The organism is Candidatus Thermoplasmatota archaeon, from assembly GCA_029907305.1.
In the GTDB taxonomy this organism is placed as follows: domain Archaea; phylum Thermoplasmatota; class E2; order DHVEG-1; family DHVEG-1; genus JARYMC01.
Genome location: JARYMC010000011.1, coordinates 1 through 23,639 on the forward strand (window position 1 = coordinate 1; position 23,639 = coordinate 23,639).

24 protein-coding genes are annotated in these 23,639 nt (G+C 36.1%); 9 read left to right on the plus strand and 15 right to left on the minus strand.

What is annotated here, in order from left to right:
* The first annotated feature begins 383 nt into the window (after window positions 1-383).
* Window positions 384-1,283 carry a TIM barrel protein gene (locus tag QHH19_01555; GenBank protein MDH7517020.1) on the plus strand — a complete coding sequence of 300 codons (900 nt, stop codon included), beginning with the start codon at window positions 384-386 and terminating at the stop codon, window positions 1,281-1,283.
* Window positions 1,250-1,828 (plus strand): 6-phospho-3-hexuloisomerase, encoded by a 579-nt coding sequence (gene hxlB, locus QHH19_01560; GenBank protein MDH7517021.1) that lies wholly within the window; start codon window positions 1,250-1,252, stop codon window positions 1,826-1,828. Before QHH19_01555 ends, hxlB begins: the two co-directional genes overlap by 34 nt.
* Before the next feature lie 104 nt (window positions 1,829-1,932).
* Here hxlB and QHH19_01565 read toward each other — a convergent pair whose 3' ends face one another.
* A complete protein-coding gene (locus QHH19_01565; protein ID MDH7517022.1) occupies window positions 1,933-2,442 on the minus strand; it encodes a hypothetical protein in 510 nt (169 codons plus the stop codon).
* Between the two features lie 278 nt (window positions 2,443-2,720).
* Here QHH19_01565 and hisS point away from each other — a divergent pair, with 278 nt between their 5' ends.
* The gene (hisS, locus tag QHH19_01570; protein ID MDH7517023.1) at window positions 2,721-3,980 is read left to right on the plus strand and encodes a histidine--tRNA ligase; all 1,260 of its coding nucleotides are present in this window, start codon (window positions 2,721-2,723) and stop codon (window positions 3,978-3,980) included.
* On the opposite strand, the gene QHH19_01575 is transcribed toward hisS, so the two are convergent.
* From QHH19_01575 to QHH19_01590, 4 genes are read right to left on the minus strand one after another with little or no spacing between them, the layout of a single operon-like run.
* A complete protein-coding gene (locus tag QHH19_01575; GenBank protein ID MDH7517024.1) occupies window positions 3,972-4,637 on the minus strand; it encodes a sarcinarray family MAST domain-containing protein in 666 nt (221 codons plus the stop codon). The two genes, hisS and QHH19_01575, sit on opposite strands and share 9 nt — an antisense overlap.
* On the minus strand, window positions 4,612-7,383 hold the full coding sequence (locus QHH19_01580; GenBank protein MDH7517025.1) for a hypothetical protein: 2,772 nt from the start codon (window positions 7,381-7,383) through the stop codon (window positions 4,612-4,614). The genes QHH19_01575 and QHH19_01580 overlap by 26 nt, the downstream gene beginning before the upstream one ends.
* The gene (locus QHH19_01585) at window positions 7,380-8,717 is read right to left on the minus strand and encodes a hypothetical protein (GenBank protein ID MDH7517026.1); all 1,338 of its coding nucleotides are present in this window, start codon (window positions 8,715-8,717) and stop codon (window positions 7,380-7,382) included. The genes QHH19_01580 and QHH19_01585 overlap by 4 nt, the downstream gene beginning before the upstream one ends.
* Before the next feature lie 40 nt (window positions 8,718-8,757).
* On the minus strand, window positions 8,758-9,246 hold the full coding sequence (locus tag QHH19_01590; protein ID MDH7517027.1) for a hypothetical protein: 489 nt from the start codon (window positions 9,244-9,246) through the stop codon (window positions 8,758-8,760).
* Window positions 9,247-9,673: 427 nt separating this feature from the next.
* Between QHH19_01590 and leuS the strand changes: the two genes are divergently transcribed.
* Both leuS and QHH19_01600 read left to right on the plus strand, forming a co-directional pair.
* The gene (leuS, locus tag QHH19_01595; GenBank protein ID MDH7517028.1) at window positions 9,674-12,496 is read left to right on the plus strand and encodes a leucine--tRNA ligase; all 2,823 of its coding nucleotides are present in this window, start codon (window positions 9,674-9,676) and stop codon (window positions 12,494-12,496) included.
* A 15-nt stretch (window positions 12,497-12,511) separates the two neighbouring features.
* Window positions 12,512-13,210 (plus strand): methyltransferase domain-containing protein, encoded by a 699-nt coding sequence (locus QHH19_01600; protein MDH7517029.1) that lies wholly within the window; start codon window positions 12,512-12,514, stop codon window positions 13,208-13,210.
* A gap of 60 nt (window positions 13,211-13,270) precedes the next feature.
* On the opposite strand, the gene QHH19_01605 is transcribed toward QHH19_01600, so the two are convergent.
* From QHH19_01605 to QHH19_01645, 9 genes are all read right to left on the minus strand, one after another.
* A complete protein-coding gene (locus QHH19_01605) occupies window positions 13,271-14,698 on the minus strand; it encodes a sodium:solute symporter family protein (GenBank protein MDH7517030.1) in 1,428 nt (475 codons plus the stop codon).
* On the minus strand, window positions 14,695-14,916 hold the full coding sequence (locus QHH19_01610; protein MDH7517031.1) for a hypothetical protein: 222 nt from the start codon (window positions 14,914-14,916) through the stop codon (window positions 14,695-14,697). The genes QHH19_01605 and QHH19_01610 overlap by 4 nt, the downstream gene beginning before the upstream one ends.
* Window positions 14,917-15,075: 159 nt before the next feature.
* Window positions 15,076-15,444 carry a response regulator gene (locus tag QHH19_01615; protein MDH7517032.1) on the minus strand — a complete coding sequence of 123 codons (369 nt, stop codon included), beginning with the start codon at window positions 15,442-15,444 and terminating at the stop codon, window positions 15,076-15,078.
* Window positions 15,445-15,585: 141 nt separating this feature from the next.
* Window positions 15,586-16,344 carry a 16S rRNA (adenine(1518)-N(6)/adenine(1519)-N(6))-dimethyltransferase RsmA gene (gene rsmA, locus QHH19_01620; protein ID MDH7517033.1) on the minus strand — a complete coding sequence of 253 codons (759 nt, stop codon included), beginning with the start codon at window positions 16,342-16,344 and terminating at the stop codon, window positions 15,586-15,588.
* A gap of 5 nt (window positions 16,345-16,349) precedes the next feature.
* Entirely contained in the window at window positions 16,350-16,919 is a 570-nt protein-coding gene (locus QHH19_01625) for a DUF655 domain-containing protein (protein ID MDH7517034.1), read from the minus strand.
* An 18-nt stretch (window positions 16,920-16,937) separates the two neighbouring features.
* Window positions 16,938-17,279 (minus strand): RNA polymerase Rpb4 family protein, encoded by a 342-nt coding sequence (locus tag QHH19_01630; protein ID MDH7517035.1) that lies wholly within the window; start codon window positions 17,277-17,279, stop codon window positions 16,938-16,940.
* A gap of 2 nt (window positions 17,280-17,281) precedes the next feature.
* Complete coding sequence (locus QHH19_01635; GenBank protein ID MDH7517036.1) at window positions 17,282-17,572, minus strand: 50S ribosomal protein L21e; 291 nt, start codon at window positions 17,570-17,572, stop codon at window positions 17,282-17,284.
* Between the two features lie 6 nt (window positions 17,573-17,578).
* Complete coding sequence (locus QHH19_01640) at window positions 17,579-18,808, minus strand: tRNA pseudouridine(54/55) synthase Pus10 (GenBank protein MDH7517037.1); 1,230 nt, start codon at window positions 18,806-18,808, stop codon at window positions 17,579-17,581.
* A gap of 50 nt (window positions 18,809-18,858) precedes the next feature.
* On the minus strand, window positions 18,859-19,005 hold the full coding sequence (locus QHH19_01645) for a hypothetical protein (protein ID MDH7517038.1): 147 nt from the start codon (window positions 19,003-19,005) through the stop codon (window positions 18,859-18,861).
* A 111-nt stretch (window positions 19,006-19,116) separates the two neighbouring features.
* Here QHH19_01645 and QHH19_01650 point away from each other — a divergent pair, with 111 nt between their 5' ends.
* Entirely contained in the window at window positions 19,117-20,415 is a 1,299-nt protein-coding gene (locus QHH19_01650) for a DUF1015 domain-containing protein (protein ID MDH7517039.1), read from the plus strand.
* Between the two features lie 415 nt (window positions 20,416-20,830).
* Here the strand turns inward: QHH19_01650 and QHH19_01655 are convergent, their stop codons facing one another.
* On the minus strand, window positions 20,831-21,184 hold the full coding sequence (locus QHH19_01655) for a hypothetical protein (GenBank protein MDH7517040.1): 354 nt from the start codon (window positions 21,182-21,184) through the stop codon (window positions 20,831-20,833).
* Between the two features lie 296 nt (window positions 21,185-21,480).
* On the opposite strand from QHH19_01655, the gene QHH19_01660 reads away from it, so the two are divergent.
* From QHH19_01660 to QHH19_01670, 3 genes are all read left to right on the plus strand, one after another.
* Window positions 21,481-21,726 (plus strand): hypothetical protein, encoded by a 246-nt coding sequence (locus tag QHH19_01660; protein MDH7517041.1) that lies wholly within the window; start codon window positions 21,481-21,483, stop codon window positions 21,724-21,726.
* Window positions 21,727-21,882: 156 nt separating this feature from the next.
* A complete protein-coding gene (locus QHH19_01665) occupies window positions 21,883-22,929 on the plus strand; it encodes a carbohydrate kinase family protein (protein MDH7517042.1) in 1,047 nt (348 codons plus the stop codon).
* 64 nt (window positions 22,930-22,993) lie between these two features.
* Window positions 22,994-23,299: a response regulator gene (locus QHH19_01670; GenBank protein ID MDH7517043.1), complete on the plus strand. Its 306-nt coding sequence runs from the start codon at window positions 22,994-22,996 to the stop codon at window positions 23,297-23,299.
* The last annotated feature ends 340 nt before the right edge of the window (window positions 23,300-23,639 follow it).

Genomic DNA, 23,639 nt, shown 5'->3' on the forward strand with positions numbered 1-23,639 from the left:
AGGGTGGATATGTTGAAGTATATTTTCTGTAAGATCATTTATAGAGAAGCACTAGTATAACACATGGTTTTTTTTTTGAACAGTGATCATACAATAAAACACCCTTTTGTTGTTTAGAGGAAGATATGTATTTTTTTACTCTGATTAAAGGTGTTGGTTGTGGTATAAAAACAGAGTTTTTTTTTTCCTCTGTGAAATAAAGGGATCATGTTTGTTGGTCTTATGAGGTTGAGTTGTTGCAGAGTAAAAAATAGTATAAATTTCTACTTTCCGAAGTACTGAAAAAAAACAAAAAGCTTATAAAAAGGTTCATTACAAATAATAGGGAACTAAAATTAGATGGATTAATGGTTTGAGACATAAAAGGGGATGATAAAAAATTTATGATAAAAATAGGGCCAGCAGGCATACCTCTTTCCTGTAAAGGGCGAACAAACAAAGACGGAATAATATACATAAAGAAACAACTAGACCTAGACGCGATGGAGATACAGTTCGTCCGCGGGTTATATGTGATGGAAGACGAAGAAGCATATTTTATAAGAGACTACTCAAAAGAAAACGACATAGAGGTACACGTACATGCACCATACTACATCAACCTAGCTGGTGAAGACGAGCTAGACTTAAGCATAGAAAAAATAGTTTCATCAGCAAAAATAGCTGACAAGATGGGAGCAAAAACAGTTATAATACACCCAGGGTACTATGGTAAAGACGACGAGAAAAAAACACTTAAAAAAATCATAAAAAACACAAAAAAACTACAGAAAATATTCAAAAAAGAAAAAATAAAAACAAAACTAGGCGTAGAAACAATGGGTAAACAAAAAGTGTTCGGAAGCCTAGATGAAATAATAGAGGTCTGCAAAAACGTAAAAGGCACCGTACCAATAATAGATCTAGGCCACATACACGCGAGGGGAAACGGCTGCTTAAAAGAAAGAGAAGACTTCGAAGCAATATTCAAAAAACTAAAACCACTCAGACTAAAAAATTACCTTATACACATAACAGGGGTTTACTACGAGGATGGAAACGAATACTACCACGTTTCAATTAAAAAAGGTGACATGCCCATAGCGCCACTAATAGACGTTATACTTGACAATAACTACAACACCACACTAATATCAGAGTCACCACTGCTTGAACACGACGCTGTGTACATAAAACTACAAGTAGAAAAAGCGATTATGAAAAGAACAGGTAAAGAAACAGCAAATTATAAGGATCTAACGGAAATAACATGCAAGAAAAAAAAGACAAAGAAAAAGAAATAGTTTTCACAAAATCAATAAAATACATCCAAAAAAAAATAAATGATATACTAAATAGTGTATCAACCAGTGATATAGAGAAAATAAAAAAACTTTTTTTAAAATCAAACAGAATATTCGTATACGGTGCTGGTAGATCAGGACTGGTTGCAAAAGCCTTTGCTATAAGACTCGTACACCTAGGTTTTCAAACATTCGTGATAGGAGAAACAATAACAGCACCTGTACAAAAAGGAGACCTAGTGATAATAGTCTCTGGTTCAGGAGAAACCATACCAGCTGTTATGACAGCAGACATAGCACACAAAATAGGAGCAAAAGTGGTATCAATCACAGGTAAAAAAAATTCAGATATAGCGAAATACGCTGACGTAACATTGTATCTATCAGCAACCTGTAACGATGTTGAAAGAAAACGATATGCTCCTCTTGGTACTCTTTTTGAGGCAAGCGTATGGATACTAATGGATGGTATCATAGCTGATTTACTTGAAAGCAAACATGAAACAGAAGAAACAATGCGCAAAAGACATGCAACATTACAATAACAACAAAAAACAAAAAAAGGATATAAAAAAAAGTTTTTAGGTTTTGGCGTTACTTAAACAACATCGATTTATGGATGCAACAGCTATAGGCCCTGAAATTGCAATTATAATAGACCCAGAGACCTAACTATTGCCTCCTCCTGTGGTAACGATAAAGGATGTTGTAATAGCCCACCTTGGAGTACTGCGGTAAATTCAGTTTTTTGTTCACCTGTAATTTCTACACCCGGTACCTTGCTATTGTCGAAAACACCATACAGTATCTTACCAATAAGTACCCATTCTCTGCCATAAAAAACCCAAGGTTTATATGCGATTACCGTGAACTGGTGCGTTTCTCCTGTAGGGATAATCATTCCAGAAAACTCAATTTTTCCAGATGAATCTGTGCGCCCACTGTTCGAATATGGCCCATCTCTATCTTTAACAGTTACTACCCCGTTATCAACTGGTGTCACGCCATCTTTGTAATACAAAGTTATTATCAGCGTTGCACCTGCAGACTGCTGTTGTTGCTGTTGCTGTGCTCCTTGATTCATACCAGCGCTAACTGATATACCAAAAGCTGTAAGGACGAACAAGCTTACTATTAGGAATGCCATTATTTTTCTCATTCTTCTTTATCATCCCCCTTCGCCTGTTTCTTTACGAAGGTTTTACCTTATTTCGTAGCTGCTGCCGACGACACAACAGCTTTATAACATTATTATTATTTTTCTTACTTTATAAAATTTATGATACAAACCTCACCCAAACCTCATAAGATATAGCCCTCCTGTTGAAAAAAAAAACAAGAAAAAAACATGAGAGAGTATAGCCAAACAAAAAAAATGAAACCATCCCCCTCTTTTCATAGAAACAGTATTAAACACTCTTTTTATACAAATAAAACGTGTTTCAAATACCAAGAGGAACAAGAGACTTCACACCAGAAGAAATGCAAAAACGCATACACCTAGAAAACTCGATGAGAAAAACATTCCAAACATTCGGATACAGAGAAATACAGACACCCATGTTCGAAAACCTAGAGCTTTTCATAGCAAAATCAGGAGAAGAAATAATAGAAGAACTATACTCATTCAAAGACAAAAGCGGCAGAGACCTAACACTAAGACCAGAACTAACAGCACCAGTAATAAGATTCTACGTAGAACAACTACAGATGGAACCAAAACCACTAAAACTATTTTACTTCGGCAACTGCTTCAGATACGACAGACCACAAAAAGGAAGATACAGGGAATTCAGACAAGCAGGATGCGAAATAATAGGAACAGACACACCAGAAGCATATGCAGAACTAATAGCACTAGCATATACACTACTAAAAAACTCAGGCCTGAAAAACATAAAACTAAACATAGGAAACCTAAACATACTATCAGCCATGTTCAAAAAACTAGAAATAACAAAAGAACAACAAAAACAACTAACAACACTAATAGACAAATCACAATACAAAGAAGCATCACAAATACTAAAAGATTTCAATGTAGCACAAAAAGAAGCAGAAAAATTCATAGAAATACTACAAACCAATGACATAAAAAAAATAAAGGAACACACAAACGATGAACAAACAAAAAAAGAGTTTGATTTCTTCGAAAAAATACTACAACTACTAAAACATGTATTCGAAATTAAAGACTATCAAATAAAAATGGGAATAGTCAGAGGACTTGACTACTACAAAGGCATCGTTTTTGAAATAGACGCACCAGCACTAGGAGCAGAAAAACAACTAGCAGGTGGTGGTGCATACGAACTAGTACAAATATTCGGGGGAAAAGAAACACCAACAGCAGGTTTCGCAATAGGTTTTGACCGCACAATAATAGCACTAGAAACAGAAAAATACCAGTTCCCAAAAACCTCGATAAAAACCTACGTTATACCTGTAAACGAAAACATGATAGAAAAAGCCTTATGGATAACACAAAAACTCAGAAACCAGGGTATAACAGCAGACATAGACCTACTCAGAAGAGGAATAAGCAAATCACTAAAATACGCTAACTCAATAAACGCCGAAAAAACCATAATAGTAGGACCAAAAGAACTAGAACAAAACTCGGTAACACTAAGAGACATGAAAACAGGTAAACAAGAAACAATAAAAATAGAAGAGGTACACAAATTCCTAAATTGAAAAAAGTCTTCTACGAACTAAAAAAACCATAAAAAACACTGCTACAAGAAACAATAAAATCTCAAAACCTGGCGTAACTTTTTTCCCACTTGTTATGTTTGTGTTATTATAATTACACGTGGCATTATACCCCTCCCAGAACTCATCCAAAACATATGCTGTGAGCACATCAAAATACACTGTACAAGAATCATGATCATTTTTGTTGAACTGTGCAAAAACCTCAAGAGGACTATACGCGTTAAACCATTTTGTATCAGGGTTAACACGAACCCTCCAAATATAAGTGAAGTTTTCACCTGTTTTCACGCTACGCCCACATACAAGAAGCTCATCCATAACAGTTGGGCCATCTAAAACCTCAAAAACAGGGGTTCCAAACTCACGCAGTTTAAAAAATATCACAGACAAACCTGTTTTTGCTGTAACAACAACCTTAACCTCAAACTCCTCACCTAGTTTAAGATAAGGATGAGCAGTGGCATTACGCCATTCCTCATTGTCTCTGCGAAACCAGGCGTACATAGAACCATAGCTGCATTCACCAGCAAACACAGCTGAAGCTGAAAAAATAGGAAACAACAGTAAAAAAACAATAGATATACCAGCAAACCTTTTTGTGAGCATCATCTTAATCATACCCTGGTGTGTGCTCATCCCAGCAATCTCCCTCAAGATCACCAAGCATCATACCCCATGGTGGAACAACACCAAAAGAAACAGTTGTGAAACCAAAACTCAAGCGAGTGTTCTCACCAACCTGAACACCATCAATGGAGATAACACGCGACTCCCTTATATAAACCTGTGGCTCATGCCCCAATATGGGGTTAAAAAAAGTCTCATCATTTGAGTCAATAACCTTAAACTGGGCGTATTCACCTTCTACATCAATAACCCATATGTTCAATGTAACAACCCATGGTGTAACAGGCGTTGGAGGCAGAATTGGTAGACCAGTTGGGCCTAGGGTGCAGCGGTTACGGAGTTTAAGAACCCAAATCTCTTCATCACCGTAACTGGTTTTCTCAAAAGGATCAAGGTAATCTGGGTATTGGTCAACAGCGCACCTGAGGGTCTCATTCCAAACAGTTTTACCCTCCCTTGTTCTAACCACATCCATGTCAAAACCAAAGGGGATTGTGAAACCATTCTTTAGAGCATCCTTTGTATCACTCAAAGCCTGTCTGATATCATTAGTGTTTAAACCAAGAGCGTAATCATCTAATGCCTCCCCAAGTTTTTTATCAAACGAGTCTGTAACACTTGAAAGAACATGCTCAATCTCATACCTGGTTTTATAAACATACCACTCCCTCAAAAGATAAACAGCTTTGTTACCCACGCAACTATACACGCCGCCATTCATATAAGACGACTTATTTAAATATAAACTGATGTTGGCATCAAACTTTTTCAAAAGATCCTCTCTAACCTTTGCAATAAAATCATATGGGTCAGGGTAATTGGTTGATGTTATAGACTCATCAAGCCTAATCCCCCTAACCATGGCTAATACATCATTCATGGTTGTCCATGCCACGCCATCAACCCAGCTGCCAGCAACACCATCCACTACACTACCATAATACAAACCGTTTCCATGTAACACAAGATCCTCCCTGTTCGGGTTTAAATACATATCAACATATGCATCAACTGTATCCTCAAGGTTAGGGTCATCAACTGAGTTGTTGTAGTAAAAAACATCCTTGACACCAACCCATGTTTTTTCATCAGCAACCTTGGAATAAGAATCTAACAACACACGAACAGTAACAGTCTCATTCTTGTAATCCTCTGTGGTGAAATATGTTGTAACATTCCATGTACTGTTACCATCTGTTTCCTCATGGGTCTCACTCCACATGTGCCATCTAACCCATCTCACATCATATACCTCACCATAAAGGGTACAACCAACATTGACAAAACCCTTATCAGGCTTAGATAATAGGTTAAGTAAAACCGGTCCAAAACTAAGCTCCCAGCTACCAAAACCCTCATCATCAGGGTAACCAACATGCTGCCCTAAAACCACATCAAACACCCTTTTTACATCAGTATGCATACCAGCCGTGTAAACCTCTGAAACAACATCATTTATTTTATGGGCTGTACTCTGGTTAACCACAAGATGTTTTATTGTCTCATTACAAACAAAACCCTGTTTAACCATCTCATCAACAATATTTTTTATCACATCCTCAAAATCATCATCAAAAACAACATCCCTAGTAACCACCAAACCTGTCCCCGGGTTTTTAAAAACCAGTGTTACACTGTCTACATTATATAATATCCGCTCAGCTATATCAGAGACATTAACATCCAGAAAATTATTGATGCTATTGTTTACATCATCACCAGCATCGATGTTCGCAGTACCAGATGAAAACTCATTTGGATCAAACCTAAAACCATCCTCCTCCATATCATTAAAGATATCTGCAAGTGTTTGATCTCCAGATGTTTTTTTGAGTGTCTCCCAAGTTTTTTTAGCGAACTCAACAACACTCAGGGGGTCGACGCTGCTAAAAACCAGGCCCTGCTCAAGTAATATGCCACCGTTCACAATAAGAGCAAGATGCTTGTTATCAACCACATTCAAAGGCTGACCAGAACTATAATGTTTATAACCACGTATAAGAGAATAAACGTTAGAGAGAGCTGTTGTAAGACTCCAAAGAGGCTTAAAAACACCATCTAACGTATCATGATAATCATCAACCAAGGTTTTCAACAAAAGATAACGAGAAGTAACAATAGAAGAAGCATTAATTGTTCTAAAACCAACAATCTCCCCATCATGTAACCTTTTAACCTCAAAACCTATTGGGATATTAACCAGATAGTAACCAGGTTGATTTTTGAGTTTCTCACTTGGGCCGATAAAAGGAATAGCGAAACTCCTCACTATATCCATCTCCAAACTATTTAGGGTAACATCATCTATAGAAACAATGGGATACTCCTCACCAACCGGTATAACAACATTGATCGCGTATCTACCATCATTAAAAACATCATACTGATAAGTTGAAGTCAAATATATATTCAAATAGTCCATAATCATCTTTTTTATACGGTTATTGTTCACCTCATCAGCAGTACTACCGAAACCAGCATCAGCATAGGCATTAACCACTGGTGTTTCACCTAAAACCTTCAAAGCCTTCATACCAGCTAGGTTTATCGCTGTGTTAATATCAGCCTCAGCGAAACGAATGAGGTTCTCCACCTCGTTGAAATCAATTGTACTAGCTATCTCAAAAGATTTTTCTTGCTCTAGTTTTATAACATAAAAAGTGGTGAAACTACTACCCAACAAGAGGAATATACCAATGACAGAAAAAGGTATACGCGCCTTATCATCTGTTAAAAAATGTTTTAGCGATATCATCCTCTTGCCTCCCAGATTGTGAGAACAACATATGCTCTATCTATTGATATGCGTTCAAACAACCACTCTGTAAGCATCTCAGCGAAATCAACACCTTTGTCAATCAAATCAAAAATGTTTTCTACAAAAACAGACAAGTAAGGATCAATAAAACCTTTTATCACACATGTGACGTTATCTTTTATAGCTGACTCAAGAATATTAAAAGCCTCGTTTAGATTACCAAATGGGAGACTCAATAAACCATGTATCGAGTTGTTTAATTCATCGTAAATACCCTGCATAATAGGGTTGCCAATGCTACTATTAAGACCAAAGAACAAATCATCAAGTGAACCTAATGCTCCACCCATGAAATCTTTTATGGCATCCTCTAAAAAACCTATGGTCGCATTTTTTAACTTGTCAAAAAAATATGTTACACTCATGTTGACTATACCAGGGAATATTACATCGTCTGTTTCGTTGCTTATACCATAAACCAAAAAACCATATACTAGGTTGCTAACATTCTCGTATGTTGCGTTTGTAGCATTCCCTATTTCATGATAAGGCGATGAAGTATTGTTTGTTACATAGTCTGTTAATATCTTCTTTATGTTTTTAATAGCTGGAATTGATGAGTTTTCATAGCCGAATTCACCTAAACCAGTGAATAACTGTTTTTTCAACCAATGTCTTGTGAAAACAATCGATGTGTTACCAACGGAGACAACTGGTGAATAAGGCATTATAATAGAGGTTTGTGAAACATAACAATCCTTTTTTGGTGGATGATCACCGATATAAATCTCGCCACCGAGCGGGACACCTTTGATTGGATGCCACCACGCGGTGAAATTAAAAAGATATTTATCACCTAGGTAATCTGAAAAAAATTTTTTTGTATCATTTATTAGCTGTCTGTCTAGGTCACCAGTGAAAATGTTGAAACGATTGGTCCCAAAAACCATGAAGGGTAGTCTAAGCTGGCATCCTAGATCCTCTGTTATCAGGTTTGCATAGTTTTTATGTATCTGCTCACGTGCTAGAATCCAGTTTGTTATCAAACCATACAAACCATCTGAGGAGTTATCAATTCCAATACTACCAGCAACATCATCTATAATATTACCACAAAACTTGTAAGTGAATTTATCTACGCGTGAGACAAGAAACGTATTCAGAGCCTGGTCAGCAACATGTTCACGGTGCTTGTCAACAGATGTTTTAACCGCTACGTTGCTTTGAAGCGCTGGTAAAAGAATAACACCTGATAATGAAACCATTACTATGAACAACACTGCATCGTACATCGAAGAAACACCATGGGTGTTTCTAAGAAACCTCCCCATACTATTCCTACCTTTTTTTAGATAGATTACAAGTTTCTTTTTATTTCAAACTCCACAATATAACAGTTAATTTACCTGGCACAGTTTGCGCTTCATTTAAATAAATACCAACGTCTTTAGAAACAGCAACTCTATCACCTAAATTATCGCTAAGAGTCTCAGGGAAATCCATGGAGTACGCACCCCAGCTCACCCTGATTATAAAATCAAAATCAGATCTCTTGTACTGTTCACGCATAGAGTTCAGAATAGCATTACCAACAGGTGTTTTTAATTTAGGTAAATCTACTAGCCCTCCCTCTTTTATAAAAAAACAATCTAGGTTTGTTAGTTTAGCTGATATAAGATCTGCGGTTTGATATTTATCTATAGATGAAACCCTCATTGCATACGAGGAATATACGTTGGCTATTAGAATGAAAAATAGTGTGAAACCTATCATCACAACAGAGAGGGCTGGTAATGATGTGAACTCCTCAGAGACTGCTTTTTCATTTTTAATTAAACTCCTGAGAGGAGTTTTTTTCATTTTTACCCCCTACTCCACAATAAATTAGCTATTTTTAATGTCAATTTATAATTTTATAAATATGAATAATTTTCAATATTATAAAATTTTTGTTGATGGGAAATTTTAAAAAAAGGAGAGATGGGGGGTTTGTTTGTAAAGCTGGGGAATCAATGAGAGATCGATTACTTTGTGATTGCTAGTTCTTTTATTCTGTCTCTTACGATGAAGATTTCTAGGATGTCTTTCATTTGTTTGTATTCTTCTGGGGTTTTGATTTCTGAGACCACTATCAAATCTCTCATTTTTTCTTCACCTTTTATGTTATACTTTGTCACTCATAATATATAAATATATCGTGACATTATGGCAAAACAACAATTCTAACAACTGAAGAGAAAAACCATTATATAACATATCTATCATTTCCCAACAGAAGAGGCAAGATATGGAAACAAAAAACTATGACTACACAACAGTAGAACAAAAATGGCAAAAAAAATGGTACGAATCCAAGATATACGAAGCAAAAAAACAAAACAAAAAAAAGTTCTTCATCCACTTCGCATACCCCGGAGTATCAGGATACCTCCACGTAGGACATATGCGAGGTTTCACATACTGTGATATAATAGCTAGATACAAAAAAATGACCGGCTACGATGTCCTTTTCCCAGCAGGTTTCCACGCATCAGGCATACCATCAGTAGGTTTCGCAAAAAAAGTAGAAAGAAAAGACCCCTCAACAATAAAATCACTCAAAGAAAACGGTTTAAAATACGATTTCATAAAAAAATTAGTAGATCCAGTAAATGTTGTAGAATACTTTGGAAAAGTCTATGTAGACGATTATTGGAAAAAATTCGGCTTCCTCATAGACTATTCTAGGCTCATGAGCACCATATCACCAGGATACAAAAGGTTCATACAATGGCAGTTTCATAAATTAAAAGAAAAAAACCTACTAATCCAAAAACCACACTATGCACCCTTCTGCCAAAACTGCGGACCAGTAGCAGTAGACAAATCAGAAACAGACATATCAAAGGGTGGATCAGCTGAGATACTAGAGTTTACAACCATTAAATTCCAGATGAAAGACGGGACTATACTACCAGCTGCTACACTAAGACCTGAGACTATTTTTGGCGTAACAAACATGTGGGTTAACCCAAACGTTGAATACCAAAAAGCAAAAGTCAACGACGAAACATGGATATGCTCAAAGGAATGCATACAAAAACTTGAACACCAGCTTGAAAAAGTTGAGTTATTAAACGAAAAAATACCTAGTAAAAACCTGGTTGGAAAAACCTGCAAGATACCACTTGTTAACAGAGAGGTACCAATACTCGCAGGTGTTTTTGCTGACCCAAATGTGGCAACAGGTATTGTAATGTCTGTACCAGCACATGCACCCTATGACTGGATCGCACTATTGGAATCAGGGGAAAAAATCGAACCAATAACAATCATAGACGTAGAAGGCTTTGGTACAAACCCTGCTAAACAGGTATGCGACGAACTAGGAATAAAAAGCCAGACAGAGACAGAGAAACTAAACAACGCTACAGAAATTGTTTATAAAAAAGAGTTTCACACAGGTTACCTGAATGAGAACTGCGGAGTTTACGCAGGGGTACGTATATCTGATATAAAAGATGAGGTAAAAAACGAGCTTATATCACAGAACCTAGCTGTTGTTATGAGAGAGTTCTCAGAGGAAGTTGTTTGCAGATGCGGAGGAAAGGTTTTCATAAAACAGATACCTGATCAATGGTTCATAAAATACAGCGACACAGAGCTCACAGATAAATCAAAGAAACATGAGCAGAACATGAACATCTACCCACAGGAATACAAGGAGGAGATGCCTAAGGTGCTTGACTGGTTTGGTGACCGGGCCTGCATACGGCGTGGCTCATGGCTTGGGACAGAGTTCCCATTTAAAAAAGGCTGGATAATAGAACCAATATCAGACTCAACACTATACCCTGCTTATTATATTATTTCCAAGTATGTTAATGAGAACAAGATAAAAACTGAGGATATGACAAATGAGTTTTTTGACTACGTATTCCTAGGTAGAGGAGAGAAACAAAAACAGATCTGGGATACCATCAAAAGTGATTTTGATTACTGGTACCCAGTGGACATAAACCTAGGTGGGAAGGAACATAAAACCGTTCATTTCCCAGTTTTCCTAATGAACCATGTTGCTATAATGCCAGAGAACAAATGGCCAAAAGGTATTTTTGTACACTGGTGGGTTACACAAAAAGGTAAAGAAAAAATAAGCAAATCCAAAGGCGGTGCAGAACACATAAATGAGGCTGCCACAACCTATGGTGTGGACGCAATGCGACTTTATTACGCACATGTTGGTTCACCTTTTGTTGACATAGAATGGGACCAGGAGGTTGTAACAAAATACAAAAACAGGGTTATAAACATCTACAAACTAGTAAACCAGATAAACGAGTTGAGAGACAAAACAGATGAAAACCTTGACAACTGGATGAAAAGCATTTTGCAGAGGACGATAAAAAAAACCATCGACGCCTTTGAAGCATATGATCTACGCATTGCTGCTAATGAAATATTTTTTGAGTTCCAGAAAAACATACAATGGTACCTTAAAAGAGGGGGCAGCAACAAAAAACTACTGAAAGAGGTTTTATCAGACTGGCTAAAACTAATGACACCAGTAACACCACATCTAACAGAAGAACTATGGACCTTATTCGGCAAAGGTTTTGTTTCACTAGAAAAATACCCAGAATACAAACCAGAAAACGTATCTGAGAAGGATGAAGTCGGAGAGAAACTACTATCAGACATAGTAGACGATGTAAACCAGATAATAAAAGTCACAGGGATGAAACCAAAAAAACTCTACATGTATGTCTCACCAATGTGGAAAAAACAGCTTTTTGAAAAAGCACTAGCATTACAGAAAGAAAACAAACTGGAGATGGGGTCTTTTATGAAAACAGCTATGAGCGACCCAGAGGTGCGTAAACATGGTAAAGAAGCATCTGATTTCATCAATAAAATGATCGGTGATATAAAGAAACTAAATGAAAACGACAGAAAACGTTTTGAAGTAAGAATAGACGAAAAAACATACCTAGAAAAAGCAGCAGATTTCTTTAAAAAAGAGTTTAACGCAGAAATAAAAATATTTGATGCTGATGACAAAAACGTTTACGACCCAGCTAAAAAAACAAGGTTCGCTGTTCCGCTTAGACCAGCTATCTATTTGGAGTAAAAAAAAACAAACAATATGTCAGAAAACAAGATTAAAACAGTTGAAGAAACATGGGATGCAATAGCTGAGAGTTTTGATAAAACAAGAAATAAACCATGGGATATCTGCCTAGATTTTATTAAAACACTTAAAAAAACAGACGTTGTTGCTGACATCGGTTGTGGCAACGGTAGACATCTCATTCCATGTGCAAAACAATGTAAGAATGCCATTGGTGTGGATATTTCAAGTAAATTACTTGGAATTATTAAAAAAAAACTTTTAGAAAACAATCTAAAAAACACGGTACTGTTGTATTCTGATGCCACAAGTATACCTATAAAAGATGGATCTGTAGATGCAGTAATTTTTGTTGCATCCCTGCATAATATCAAGGGTAGAGATAACAGAGTTAAAGCACTGAAAGAAATAAAGCGGGTAATGAAAAAAGGGGGGAAAGCATTGATCAGTGTTTGGTCAAGGTGGCAGGATAAATACAGAAAACAATTCTTTAAAAAATGGTTCACCCAAATAGGTAAATCAGAGTTTGGCGACATCGACATTTGTTGGAGACAGCATGGTCTTGATATACCTCGTTTCTACCATCTTTACAGTAGAAAAGAGTTTATTGATGATATTAAAAAATCGGGGTTGAAAATAGAAAAAATTGAAAATATAAAAATTGCCTCTAAAAAATATCCTGATAATTATTTTGTTGTAGTTACTAAACCTTAGATAAAAAAGTGCGGGGGAGGGATTTGAACCCATGGAGTTAGAAAATTAGTGTAAAAACTCCTATAGATCATCCTCTATTTTAATTGAAGAAAGATAACTAATTATTACAAGGACTATCGCAGCTACAATTAAAGCCAGTATCCCTGGTAAGAAACCAAAATCAGGTAAAAACTTATAGTGGAATAAAATAATAGAAACCTCGCCAACAACTATGCTAGCTATGCACCCGTATTTTGTAGCTTTTTTCCAATATAAAGCAGCAACAGTAGTAGGACAAAGAACAACAAGACCAGAAAACGTTGTTTTAACAAGCGTACCCATAATCCCCTCATTAGGGTTATAACCACCTATAACAAACAAAACAGCAAACAAAGACAACAAAACAATCACAACCTTGCCATACAAAACCTCTCGCCTACTTTTCTTCAAACCAAGCAGATCATGAGAAAGCATAGTTGACAAAGAAAGCAATTGTGAGTCAGCTGTTGAAATAAAAGCAGCAAGAGCACCAACCATAACAAAAGCAAAAACAACAGATGGAGCATAAGTCTGAACCATCACAGGAAGCACCATGTCCTCCTGGCCAACAGGCATAATAACACCTGCTCCATGAGCCCAAACACCAATAAGCACAGGGAACAAAAACAAAAATGACACAACAATGGGATACAGTATCATAGAAACCTTAAGAGACCTCTGATTCTTAGCTGTATAAAAAAGCGTGAAAAGCTGAGGAAACATAGGATCAACAAAAAACCACAAAAGCATGAACGAAAACCATATCTGCATAGTAAAATACTCGCTGCCACCAGGACGAGAAAACAAAACAGGATTAGCATCATACGCAATGAGATTGGCATTCTCAAAACCACCAAGACTTATTGAAACAAAAACCACAGCCAATGTCATAGCTGTAATCATCATAATCCCCTGGATAACATCAGCCCAACCAGAACCACGCATACCACCAAGCAAAATATAGAACATGATGACAACAATCGTTGCAACAGCACCAATCTGCCAGCTAATACTACCAGATACATATTGAATCAAAATACCTGCTCCAACAGCCTGAACCGCTAGATAAGGCACAGTAAAAATAACCATGACACCCATAAACAAAAGACGCAAAAACCTGCTATCAAAACGATCACCGATAAGCTCAGGAGGCGTAATGTATCTTTTTTCTCTACCTTGTTTCCAGATTTTTCTACCGAGAACAAAAAACATAACAGCCATAATGGCTGTACCAAAACCCATTATACCATACTGACCAAGGCCACTCTTATACGCGTTACCAGCAAAACCAAGAAAAGTAAAAGCAGAGAAATTAGTAGCAGCTAGGGAAAAAAACAAAACCAGAGGACCAAAAGTGCGACCAGCTATAAAATAATCCTCAGGGGTCTTCTTAGTTTTTCTATAAGCAACCAAACCAACAACAATAAGTAAAGAAAAATAAACTATGACCAAAACGAGGAAGTATATCAATCCTCTTCCCTCCAGTAAAACCTTGTAAAAACATAAAACATCAGAGATAAAGAAAGAGTAAGAACTAACAGGTACCACACCCAAAATGGTAGACCCAATATCAAAGGTTTAGATGTGTTCCATGCCCAGAAATCAAGAGAAAGCAAAAATAAACCTATAAACAAAAAATACCATACAAAATTTTTTTTCGTTGGCAACCAGAACGGTAGACTTTTCATATCCCAATCCTCTAATTATGTTTTTTTATCTACCGTTTCCTGGTTTATCTGGCTGGAAACAGTTAAAACAATGCCACAGACTATTATTTATTTTTAAACCAAAAAATTGAATTAAAAAACCTGTAGTTAAATTTTTTCAAAAAAGGTTTTATAAAGAAACTAACAGACAATGCTTTTAACATTGTTGACTAATGTTTTTACGTCAAAAGGCTTAGCTATGTAATCATGTACATATGTTTCAAGTCCTTTCATTTTCTCGTGGTCCCTAGTACCCTTTGCAGTAACTATTGATATCACAACGTTTTTTGCATAGCCTCTTTGGACTATCTCCCTTATCGTGTCCCATCCGTCCATAAAAGGCATCATGATATCCATGAGTATAATGCCTGTGAATCCTCTCTCTAGTTCTTCTATGCAATCCCTTCCACTGTCAACAGTATAAACCTCGTAACCCTCACGCTCAAAAATATTCCTAATAGTTATAAGTATATCAGGGTCATCGTCTACAACCATGAGTTTTTTATCCATCTCACATACCTCTCCTAAGGTTTTTCTTGCAGCATCAAAGAACAAATTAATGTTACTAGATATACTTTAGTTCTGCTTCTATATATACTTATTGTGGAAAAATGGCATAGTGAAAAAATAATCTCAGATAATAGAAGAACTCTACCCAGAGTATATCTCATCAAACAAAAAATCACATACCTTACCGATCTGCTCAGGAGAAAGCTCCTCAACACGCCTATCAAAATAAGGCAAATCATCAGATTGCACACCATACAATTTTCCTATCGTGGTACTAATTTTTTTCCTCCTATGATTAAACAGGTTTCTAGTTAAATCAAAAAAGAGTTTTTCATCTTTAACAGAGAAAGGAGGGGTTTTTCTAGGTCTCAGCTTGATCAAAGAAGAATCTACTTTTGGTTGTGGATAAAAACACGTTTTTGGGACAACAGCAACAACATCACAGAAGGATTTGTAATAAACACCAACAGACAAACGTGAATAACCTTCGCCACCAGGTTTTGCAACCATGCGATCAGCAAACTCCTTCTGATAAATCAAGACCGCTAACTCAAAATCATAATCCAGAAACTTGAATGTTATAGGCGAAGAGATATGAAACGGTAGGTTTGAGATGATCTTGTTAAACCTCGGTAATTTACTGAAATCAACCCTGAGGGCATCGTCGTTTATAAGCATAACATTTTCTGGTAAAAAACTTCTAAGCCTATCAACCAACTCTCTATCTATCTCAACAGCAATAACCTTACTTGCTTTATCAGCGATCAGAGAAGTTAAAATACCTGTACCAGGGCCTATCTCAAGAACAACATCCCCCTTGTTTATATCAGCGTGTTTAACCTCTAACTCAGCGATATTCCTGTCAACTAAAAAATTCTGACTTGTTTTACGTTTAACCATGTAAATCAATAATTACCTTTTATAACAGGTGGACGAGTAAAAAGACGATATTTTCGGGTCGGATCTGTGAGCTCAAGCTCAATACGTTTCGCAATAAGTTTGTCAGGGGCACGCAGGAAATCTATGCGATCACACATCTCCTCGAAACTAGTGAAAGGTTTTTTCTTACGCTCCTCAAGTATATCATGCATCATTTTTTTACCAAGACCCGGGAGCAGCTCTAAAACATGGAAACGTGTGGAAATAGCTGGTGACTCGTTGTAGAATTTTAGGAAACGATCTTTTGTGTTCCTCACAATATCCAGTATAACATATGGCATCTCACCATGTGCTGTAGATGTCAAATCCTCATAGTTAACCCTACCCTTGATTTTTGCTATCTTATTCCTTTTCTCATTGTCCTTACCAACATACACCCGTTCGCCTATGTTGAAAGTCGCGTCTTTTTTTGGTATAAGCTCAAGAAGAGTGAACTGGTTCTCACCTATACCATAAACAACAGGGTACCTTTTATGTGGGGGTACATCGCTTCGTCCTTTCGGCAGATAATCTAAAACATAAACATAATCCTCCACGTCTACAACCCCCAAATTTTATTCTTCAACATTATATTTTTTTACAATCTCCAAAATCTTTTTTATATTACTCTCACTAAGCGAGATCCTCTCTTTAGCAAAAATAGCCTTAACATCATCCTCATTATCTGGTAAAAGATCAGCAATTTTTACAACATGAAACTCCTCAAGAGATTTCAGTTCCCTAAGCTCCTTCATCATATCCTCTGTTTTCTTGATAGAAAGCTTAGCAAACCTCTGAGCATGCTCCAAAGCATTTTTCTGCTCATACAAAAGCTCTTTACGATCCTTGCTAACCTTCTTTAGAATATTCTTAACTTCAGCAAGAGGAACATACCTTATAAGCTTATCATCACCCACTGTTACACTCTCCTCAGATGCTCAGGTCTAACAATAAGAGTCTTATGTTTACTACCAACATAAATTCCCACGAGATAAGCATCACCCTGCTTACCCTCAACCTTACCAGTATAACCCTGGAAACGAGGATGAGGCATACCCTTATGAACAGAGGAATCTATAACCACGCTAACAGGGGTTCCTTCTTCAAACTCCTGTAACGCCCTTGTAATAGACGTAAGACCTCTATACCTAGGTTTCTTCCTCAATATCTGCCTACTTTTACTTCTTCTACCTTTTGACCTCTTAACCATCTCAGCTTATTCCCCCTTGATCTCTATCACATCTAACTCCAACACTTTACAGGGAACACCTATCATCTCGCTTATACTAGGCCTAGTTCTTCCATCATCACCAGATATCAGTTCCTTTATGTAAGTCCCTGACTCTGCTTCCACCATCAAAGTAGCTATAGTATCATCTACCGATTCAACACTGCAGCTATACACATATTTTTCTCTAACCGTGTTAGCTCGCCTATGAGCTACTCGCAACGGCGTAAACTGCCTAATAGTTGCACCCTGTAATGACCCAACTGCCTTTTTAAGGTTTTCTGTATTTAAAGGTTGTTCACTTTTGAAAACAACACGATAAACCTTTCTAAACTCTCCATTCTTTATTCTAGCAACCTCATCACCATCAGAAAAACGCAAACCACTAACCTCAACCTCGCCCCTGTTAGAAACATTAATCTGTTTTTCAATAGAAAACAAATCTATATCCCTAATCATTGGGTTAATTATCTCCAAAACAAAAGGACGACCGTTACCAAGCATCCTAACATCAATATCCTCCCTACCAGCACCATGAAAAGACTCACCGGTTCCACCTGTTTTCTCCAAAAAAGGTTTCGCTATAGCCTCCTCAATACTTTTCTCATACATCTTACCAGTGTAACCACATCTTCTACAACCCTTACCCCTACAAACCCTACATAACCACCTAGTCTGAGGCGTATCACGCCTATATTTCTTGTAACGCCCATAAACATAAAGAGAGCTAACCTGCAGAGTTACAACATCAAAAACAGTATCAACAACAGCCATTATAGTAGGCCTCTCAAAATCCACAGTTTTACCAAGCCTACTCTCCAATATCTTACCAACCTCACGGTTAACCTCCATCTTAATAGGCTCAGAAAAAGCAGACCCAGCAAAACTATACAACTCCTGCTCCCTACCAACAATCTCCTCATCTATCTTAGAACCAACAAGAAAAGTCTCAAACTCATAACCTTTTAAAGAATCATGTATCAGATCAGCAAAATGAGGTATCTCATTCATCAAACCAGAACAAAGCCAACATTCCTCTACGCTGGTTTCACCATGATGCTTCAATAACTTTCTTATATCTTCCCCGCGTTCTCTATTTGTTTTACCATACCCAATTTTAGCAAAAACCCTACCAAGGCAATGATCACATAGACTGTATCTTGAAAGTATTTTATCAGCAAGCCCGATGATCTCTTTATCTTCTAAACCTTTGGTCATCTGATGAAGGCTAATAAAAAATAACTTTTAAACATTCGTATAAAAAAGAACTACAACCACAACTTATAGATAACAACAATCAAGATAATCAAGGGTATAATAAACAAAAACGGTATGTTTACAACACCCACACCATATGGTATTGACAAAACAAAGATTAAGGCAACAAAAAATGTTATAACATCCCTGTATTTCATTATATTACACCACTGCCTCTAAATGACATATTTAACTAACCTTATAAGTATTTTAGCAAATTTTTTAATTAGCATAGACATACACCGTAAAATCTTGGAGGCAACAATTACATGGTAGATGTATCACCATTTAAAGGGATCACATACAATAGTGAGAAGATAAAAAACCTTGATAAAGTAATGTCACCACCATATGACATTATATCTGAGGAAATGCAGAATAAGTTATACGACAGCCATCCCAACAACTTTGTTAGGCTTATCCTAGGTAAACAATTTCCAGATGACAATGATGAAAACAACAGATACACAAGGGCAAAGAAACTTTTTGATGAATGGCAGAAACAAGGCATATTCAAACAATCAGAAAAAACAGCGTTCTACCCATATAAAATCGATTACAAACTAAAAAACCAGAAAAAAACCATGAACGGTTTTTTTGTTTTACTAAAAATTGACCCAGAATACAAAACTGTGAAGGCCCATGAAAAAACATTGGCTAAACCAAAGGCAGACCGTTTAAACCTGATGCGTGCATGTGAAGCAAACCTTGAACCAATAGAGTTACTCTACATAGATAAAGAAGATAAAATTAGAAAAAACATTGACAAAGCCATCGATAAACCTATTATAAAAGTTAAGGGCTATGATGGTTTCACACATACATTATGGGAGTTAAATGACGAAAAAGTAATCAATGAGATAGTCAAGGAACTGAAAAACAAGGAACTGTACATTGCTGATGGACATCATCGGTATCAGACATCAATTAATTTTGCTCAGGAGAAAAAAGAAAAAACAGGTGTTACCGATCCTGATGCACCTTTTAACTATATAATGGTGATAATAGCAAACATATTTGATCCTGGGCTTTCTATCCTACCAACCCATAGGCTTGTTAAAATGCCTAATTTTAGAATAGGTGAATTCCTTGAGAAAATGAGAAAACACTTTGATATAGAAGAAAAAACAGTAAAAGGCGATGATGCTGGTCTCATCGGTAAACAGATAATGAAGGATATTGAAACAAAAACTGGGCATAAATTTGCTCTGTATCATAAGAAAAAGTACTATGTTTTAACTTTAAAAGATGAAAAGATTATGGATGTTTTGGCTAGTGATCATTCAAAAACCTGGAGGACCTTGGATGTTTCTATTCTCCATAAACTTATTCTCGAGCAAGGTCTTGGTATTAATGACAAGAATATCGAGGATCATGTAAAATACACGAGGGTTGATGGCGAGGCTGTAAAGTTTGTTGATGAGGGTAGATTTGATGTATCGTTTCTAATTAATGCGACAAAGATTGAGGAGCTCAAGGCTATAGCTGAGGCTGGGGAGCATATGCCACAGAAATCCACTTATTTCCTACCTAAGATGTTGTCTGGTCTTGTCTTGTATAAGATGTAAATGTAGTCTAATGCTGTATCACCTTTTGATATAGTTTAAACTGTGGTTTATTTTTCTTTATTGACGTTTTACCTAGAAGCTTTTATATACTAGTAAAGACAAATATTAACATGATATTGTTTAACAATATCACTCTTTAGCAAGAGGTGAATAAACACGCCTAAAAACATAACCCATAACACAACCATTCTTTTAGACGAGGTGGGGGAAAAGTAAATGCCAGCAATAGTCATGATCCTACTAGGCTTTGCCGCTGGAGTGATGGTCATGACTATTATAAACTTCTACAGATGGTTTTTACATATATGGAACAGTGGATTAAGATAGATTACAGAAAAAGATTTTACTTTTTAATGTAATTAAAAATAAAGGAAAAATTAGAAAAAAAGAGTTTTTGATTTTTAATTTGCTATTTTTACTTTCTAGCTGGTTCTGCGCTTTTACCTATGTCCCAAATAGCTCTTATAGCTAATAGGATTGCAGCTGGGATTATAAAAGCAGCTATCATGGCTGAAATCCATTTTAAGAAGTTTCCTATGATTGCAATATTGGTCAGCAAAGTTGATGCGGTGCCTATTCCTACTAACATTAATGCTGCTATTAGAAATGTTGGTACTTCATCTTTTGTAATTGTTCCTACTGCAAAGAACGATAGCACACCGACTAAGAATCCTAGAAGTGCTAGTACCAACGCTGCATAGTTATTAGTGTCTGTATACCAATTTCCGCCGATCAACAAACCAACTACTATTGCAATCACTATTCCCACGAGGAATAACCAGCTTCCTAATTTTTTTAAGAGTTCTTCCATTTCTCTCTCCTCTTTTTAATTTTATGTCGTAGTTAAAAATAATATCCCTGTATATAAATTTTTAGTGCAAATATATGGGTAGGTGTATGGGCAGATAGCTATTTTCTAGTTAATACAGATAAATCATTAGAAACAGCCATTTTGCCAAATATAGTATTTTACATTTTTGACGTTTTTGTCGGATAGATTTATATACAAAGATTGACAAATCATGTCATGTTATATAATGTCAATGATGAGGAGAGGAAGAAAAGATGCATAGAATAAACATCTTGTCTGATTTGGACCAAGAGTATTTTATGGAGAAGAGGCAAACAAAAACTAACAAAAAACCAAAAAGAGAAAAAAGCATAAAAATAAACGACCAACTCTTTGACATCGCCCTGCGAAAAGGTTTGATTGAAAAAACCGACGATGGATATGTTTTCATAGGTGACTACGAAGACCTACAAGCATTCAAAAACAACAAAAAATCTTTGGACTGGATATTGTTAGATTGAAGTGAGAAAAGGCGTGGAGGGGGCCAAAACATTTTTTTAAAATTCACCTCTTCTTGTATCTTAGCCCCCTCTTCTACCTCCTTTTTAAGAAAAAAACAAAAATCATAAACTAAAATATACAAGATAAAACATTACAGTTTTATATCCTTGATGATTATGTTGAACGAAGAAACTAAAAAGAGGCTGCTGGAAAAACTAAAACAAATAGATAAACATAAACTACAGGATATACACGTCGTGCTACTCCCAGATTTCTTTGTCGACCACTTCCTATACTTGGATGAATTTGAGAACACATTCACAAGAATTAAAAACATATATCAACAAGGAGGAGGGAATTTACCAGGGGTAAAACAAAAAATACACCAAGGTGGAAACGCAGCAAACACAGCCCTCGCACTAGCAAGACTCGGAATAAAACCTCATCTTATATGTAAAACCAATGAATTCGGCCTAAAACTACTACAATACTTTCTAGGGAGAAACAACGTCGATTTATCAAGGGTAAAAACAAACGGTGAATTAGCTATAACAACAGTGTTAGAATTCGGAGAAAAACACACAAACATAATGATAGGAGACCCTGGCTCAGTAGCAGAGTTCACATTTGAAACACTAGATGAAAAAGACCTAGAACTAATATCCAACTCAGAAATATTATGTGTTTTAAACTGGAATCTAAACAAAAAAGGAACAGAACTAGCAAAAGAAGCTTTTAGATTCGCAAGACAAAAAAAAGTGAAAACATTCTTTGACACAGGAGATCCATCACCTAGAAAAAATGATATACCTGCTCTGATAAAAACCGTTTTAACTGATAAAAATCTGGATATATTATCATTAAACGAAAACGAGCTTAAACACTACACAAATACACAGACAAATTCAAAAGACGAATTAATAAAATCTGCTAATCATCTTAAAAGCAAGATCAACGCGAGAATAGATCTACATACCTCCCTTTTCTCTTGTACGATAAATAAAAAAACAACTGTTGTACCAACCCAACCAAAACTTAAGATAAAAAGGGCAGCAGGTGCAGGAGACTCATGGAACGCAGGAGACATATTCTCAGAACTACTAGGATTTGAGGATGACGAAAGACTATTTTTTGCGAACTCCACAGCTGAATACTATATCTCATCACCAACCCCCATCCATCCAAACTTAGAAGAAATATCAAAATATATATCATCAAGATAAAATGTGAAAAAAATAATAGGAAACTTTTAAGTCTTTGTAGTATATATTGAACATAGGGTGCTATATGAAAACAATAATGGTTATAGATGATGAACCAGAAATCCTAAAACTAGTTAAATCATCACTGGAAAAAGACGACTTTGAAGTTGTAACAGCTACCAACAGCCGTGAAGCACTAGAAATTATGGACAACGAAAAAGAAGTAAACTTTGGTTTAATACTCATAAACACAACAATGCCTGGTACCAAAAAACGGGCTCTTTTTTCAATGAAACCAGGAACAAAAAAAGATACAAGCGACATAAACGATTTTTTACAGAAACCATTCACAGACAAACAACTAATTGATTTTGTGAAAAGAAAAATATAAAAACCATTATTTATCTCAAAAAAATGGAAACTAACCTTAGATTTATCTGCTATCTACGTTATCCTGTCACATCCCAGTTTTCTTAATTTTATAATTATTTGATTAAGAGCATACAAAGTAACAATGCTACCAGCCAGATGATACAGAGACTAATTATGAAGAATTTATCTTTCATTATACGATACGATTCCATCTCTTTCTCCTTCCAGAATAAAAAATCAATTATTTATTTAAAAATGCCTAGTGTCATAAAATGATTAAAATTTATAGTTCATCACCTCATTAATTGTCCAAATATGATCAGTGAAACCTGCACTCATAAAAAGTGTTCTTTTTTTCA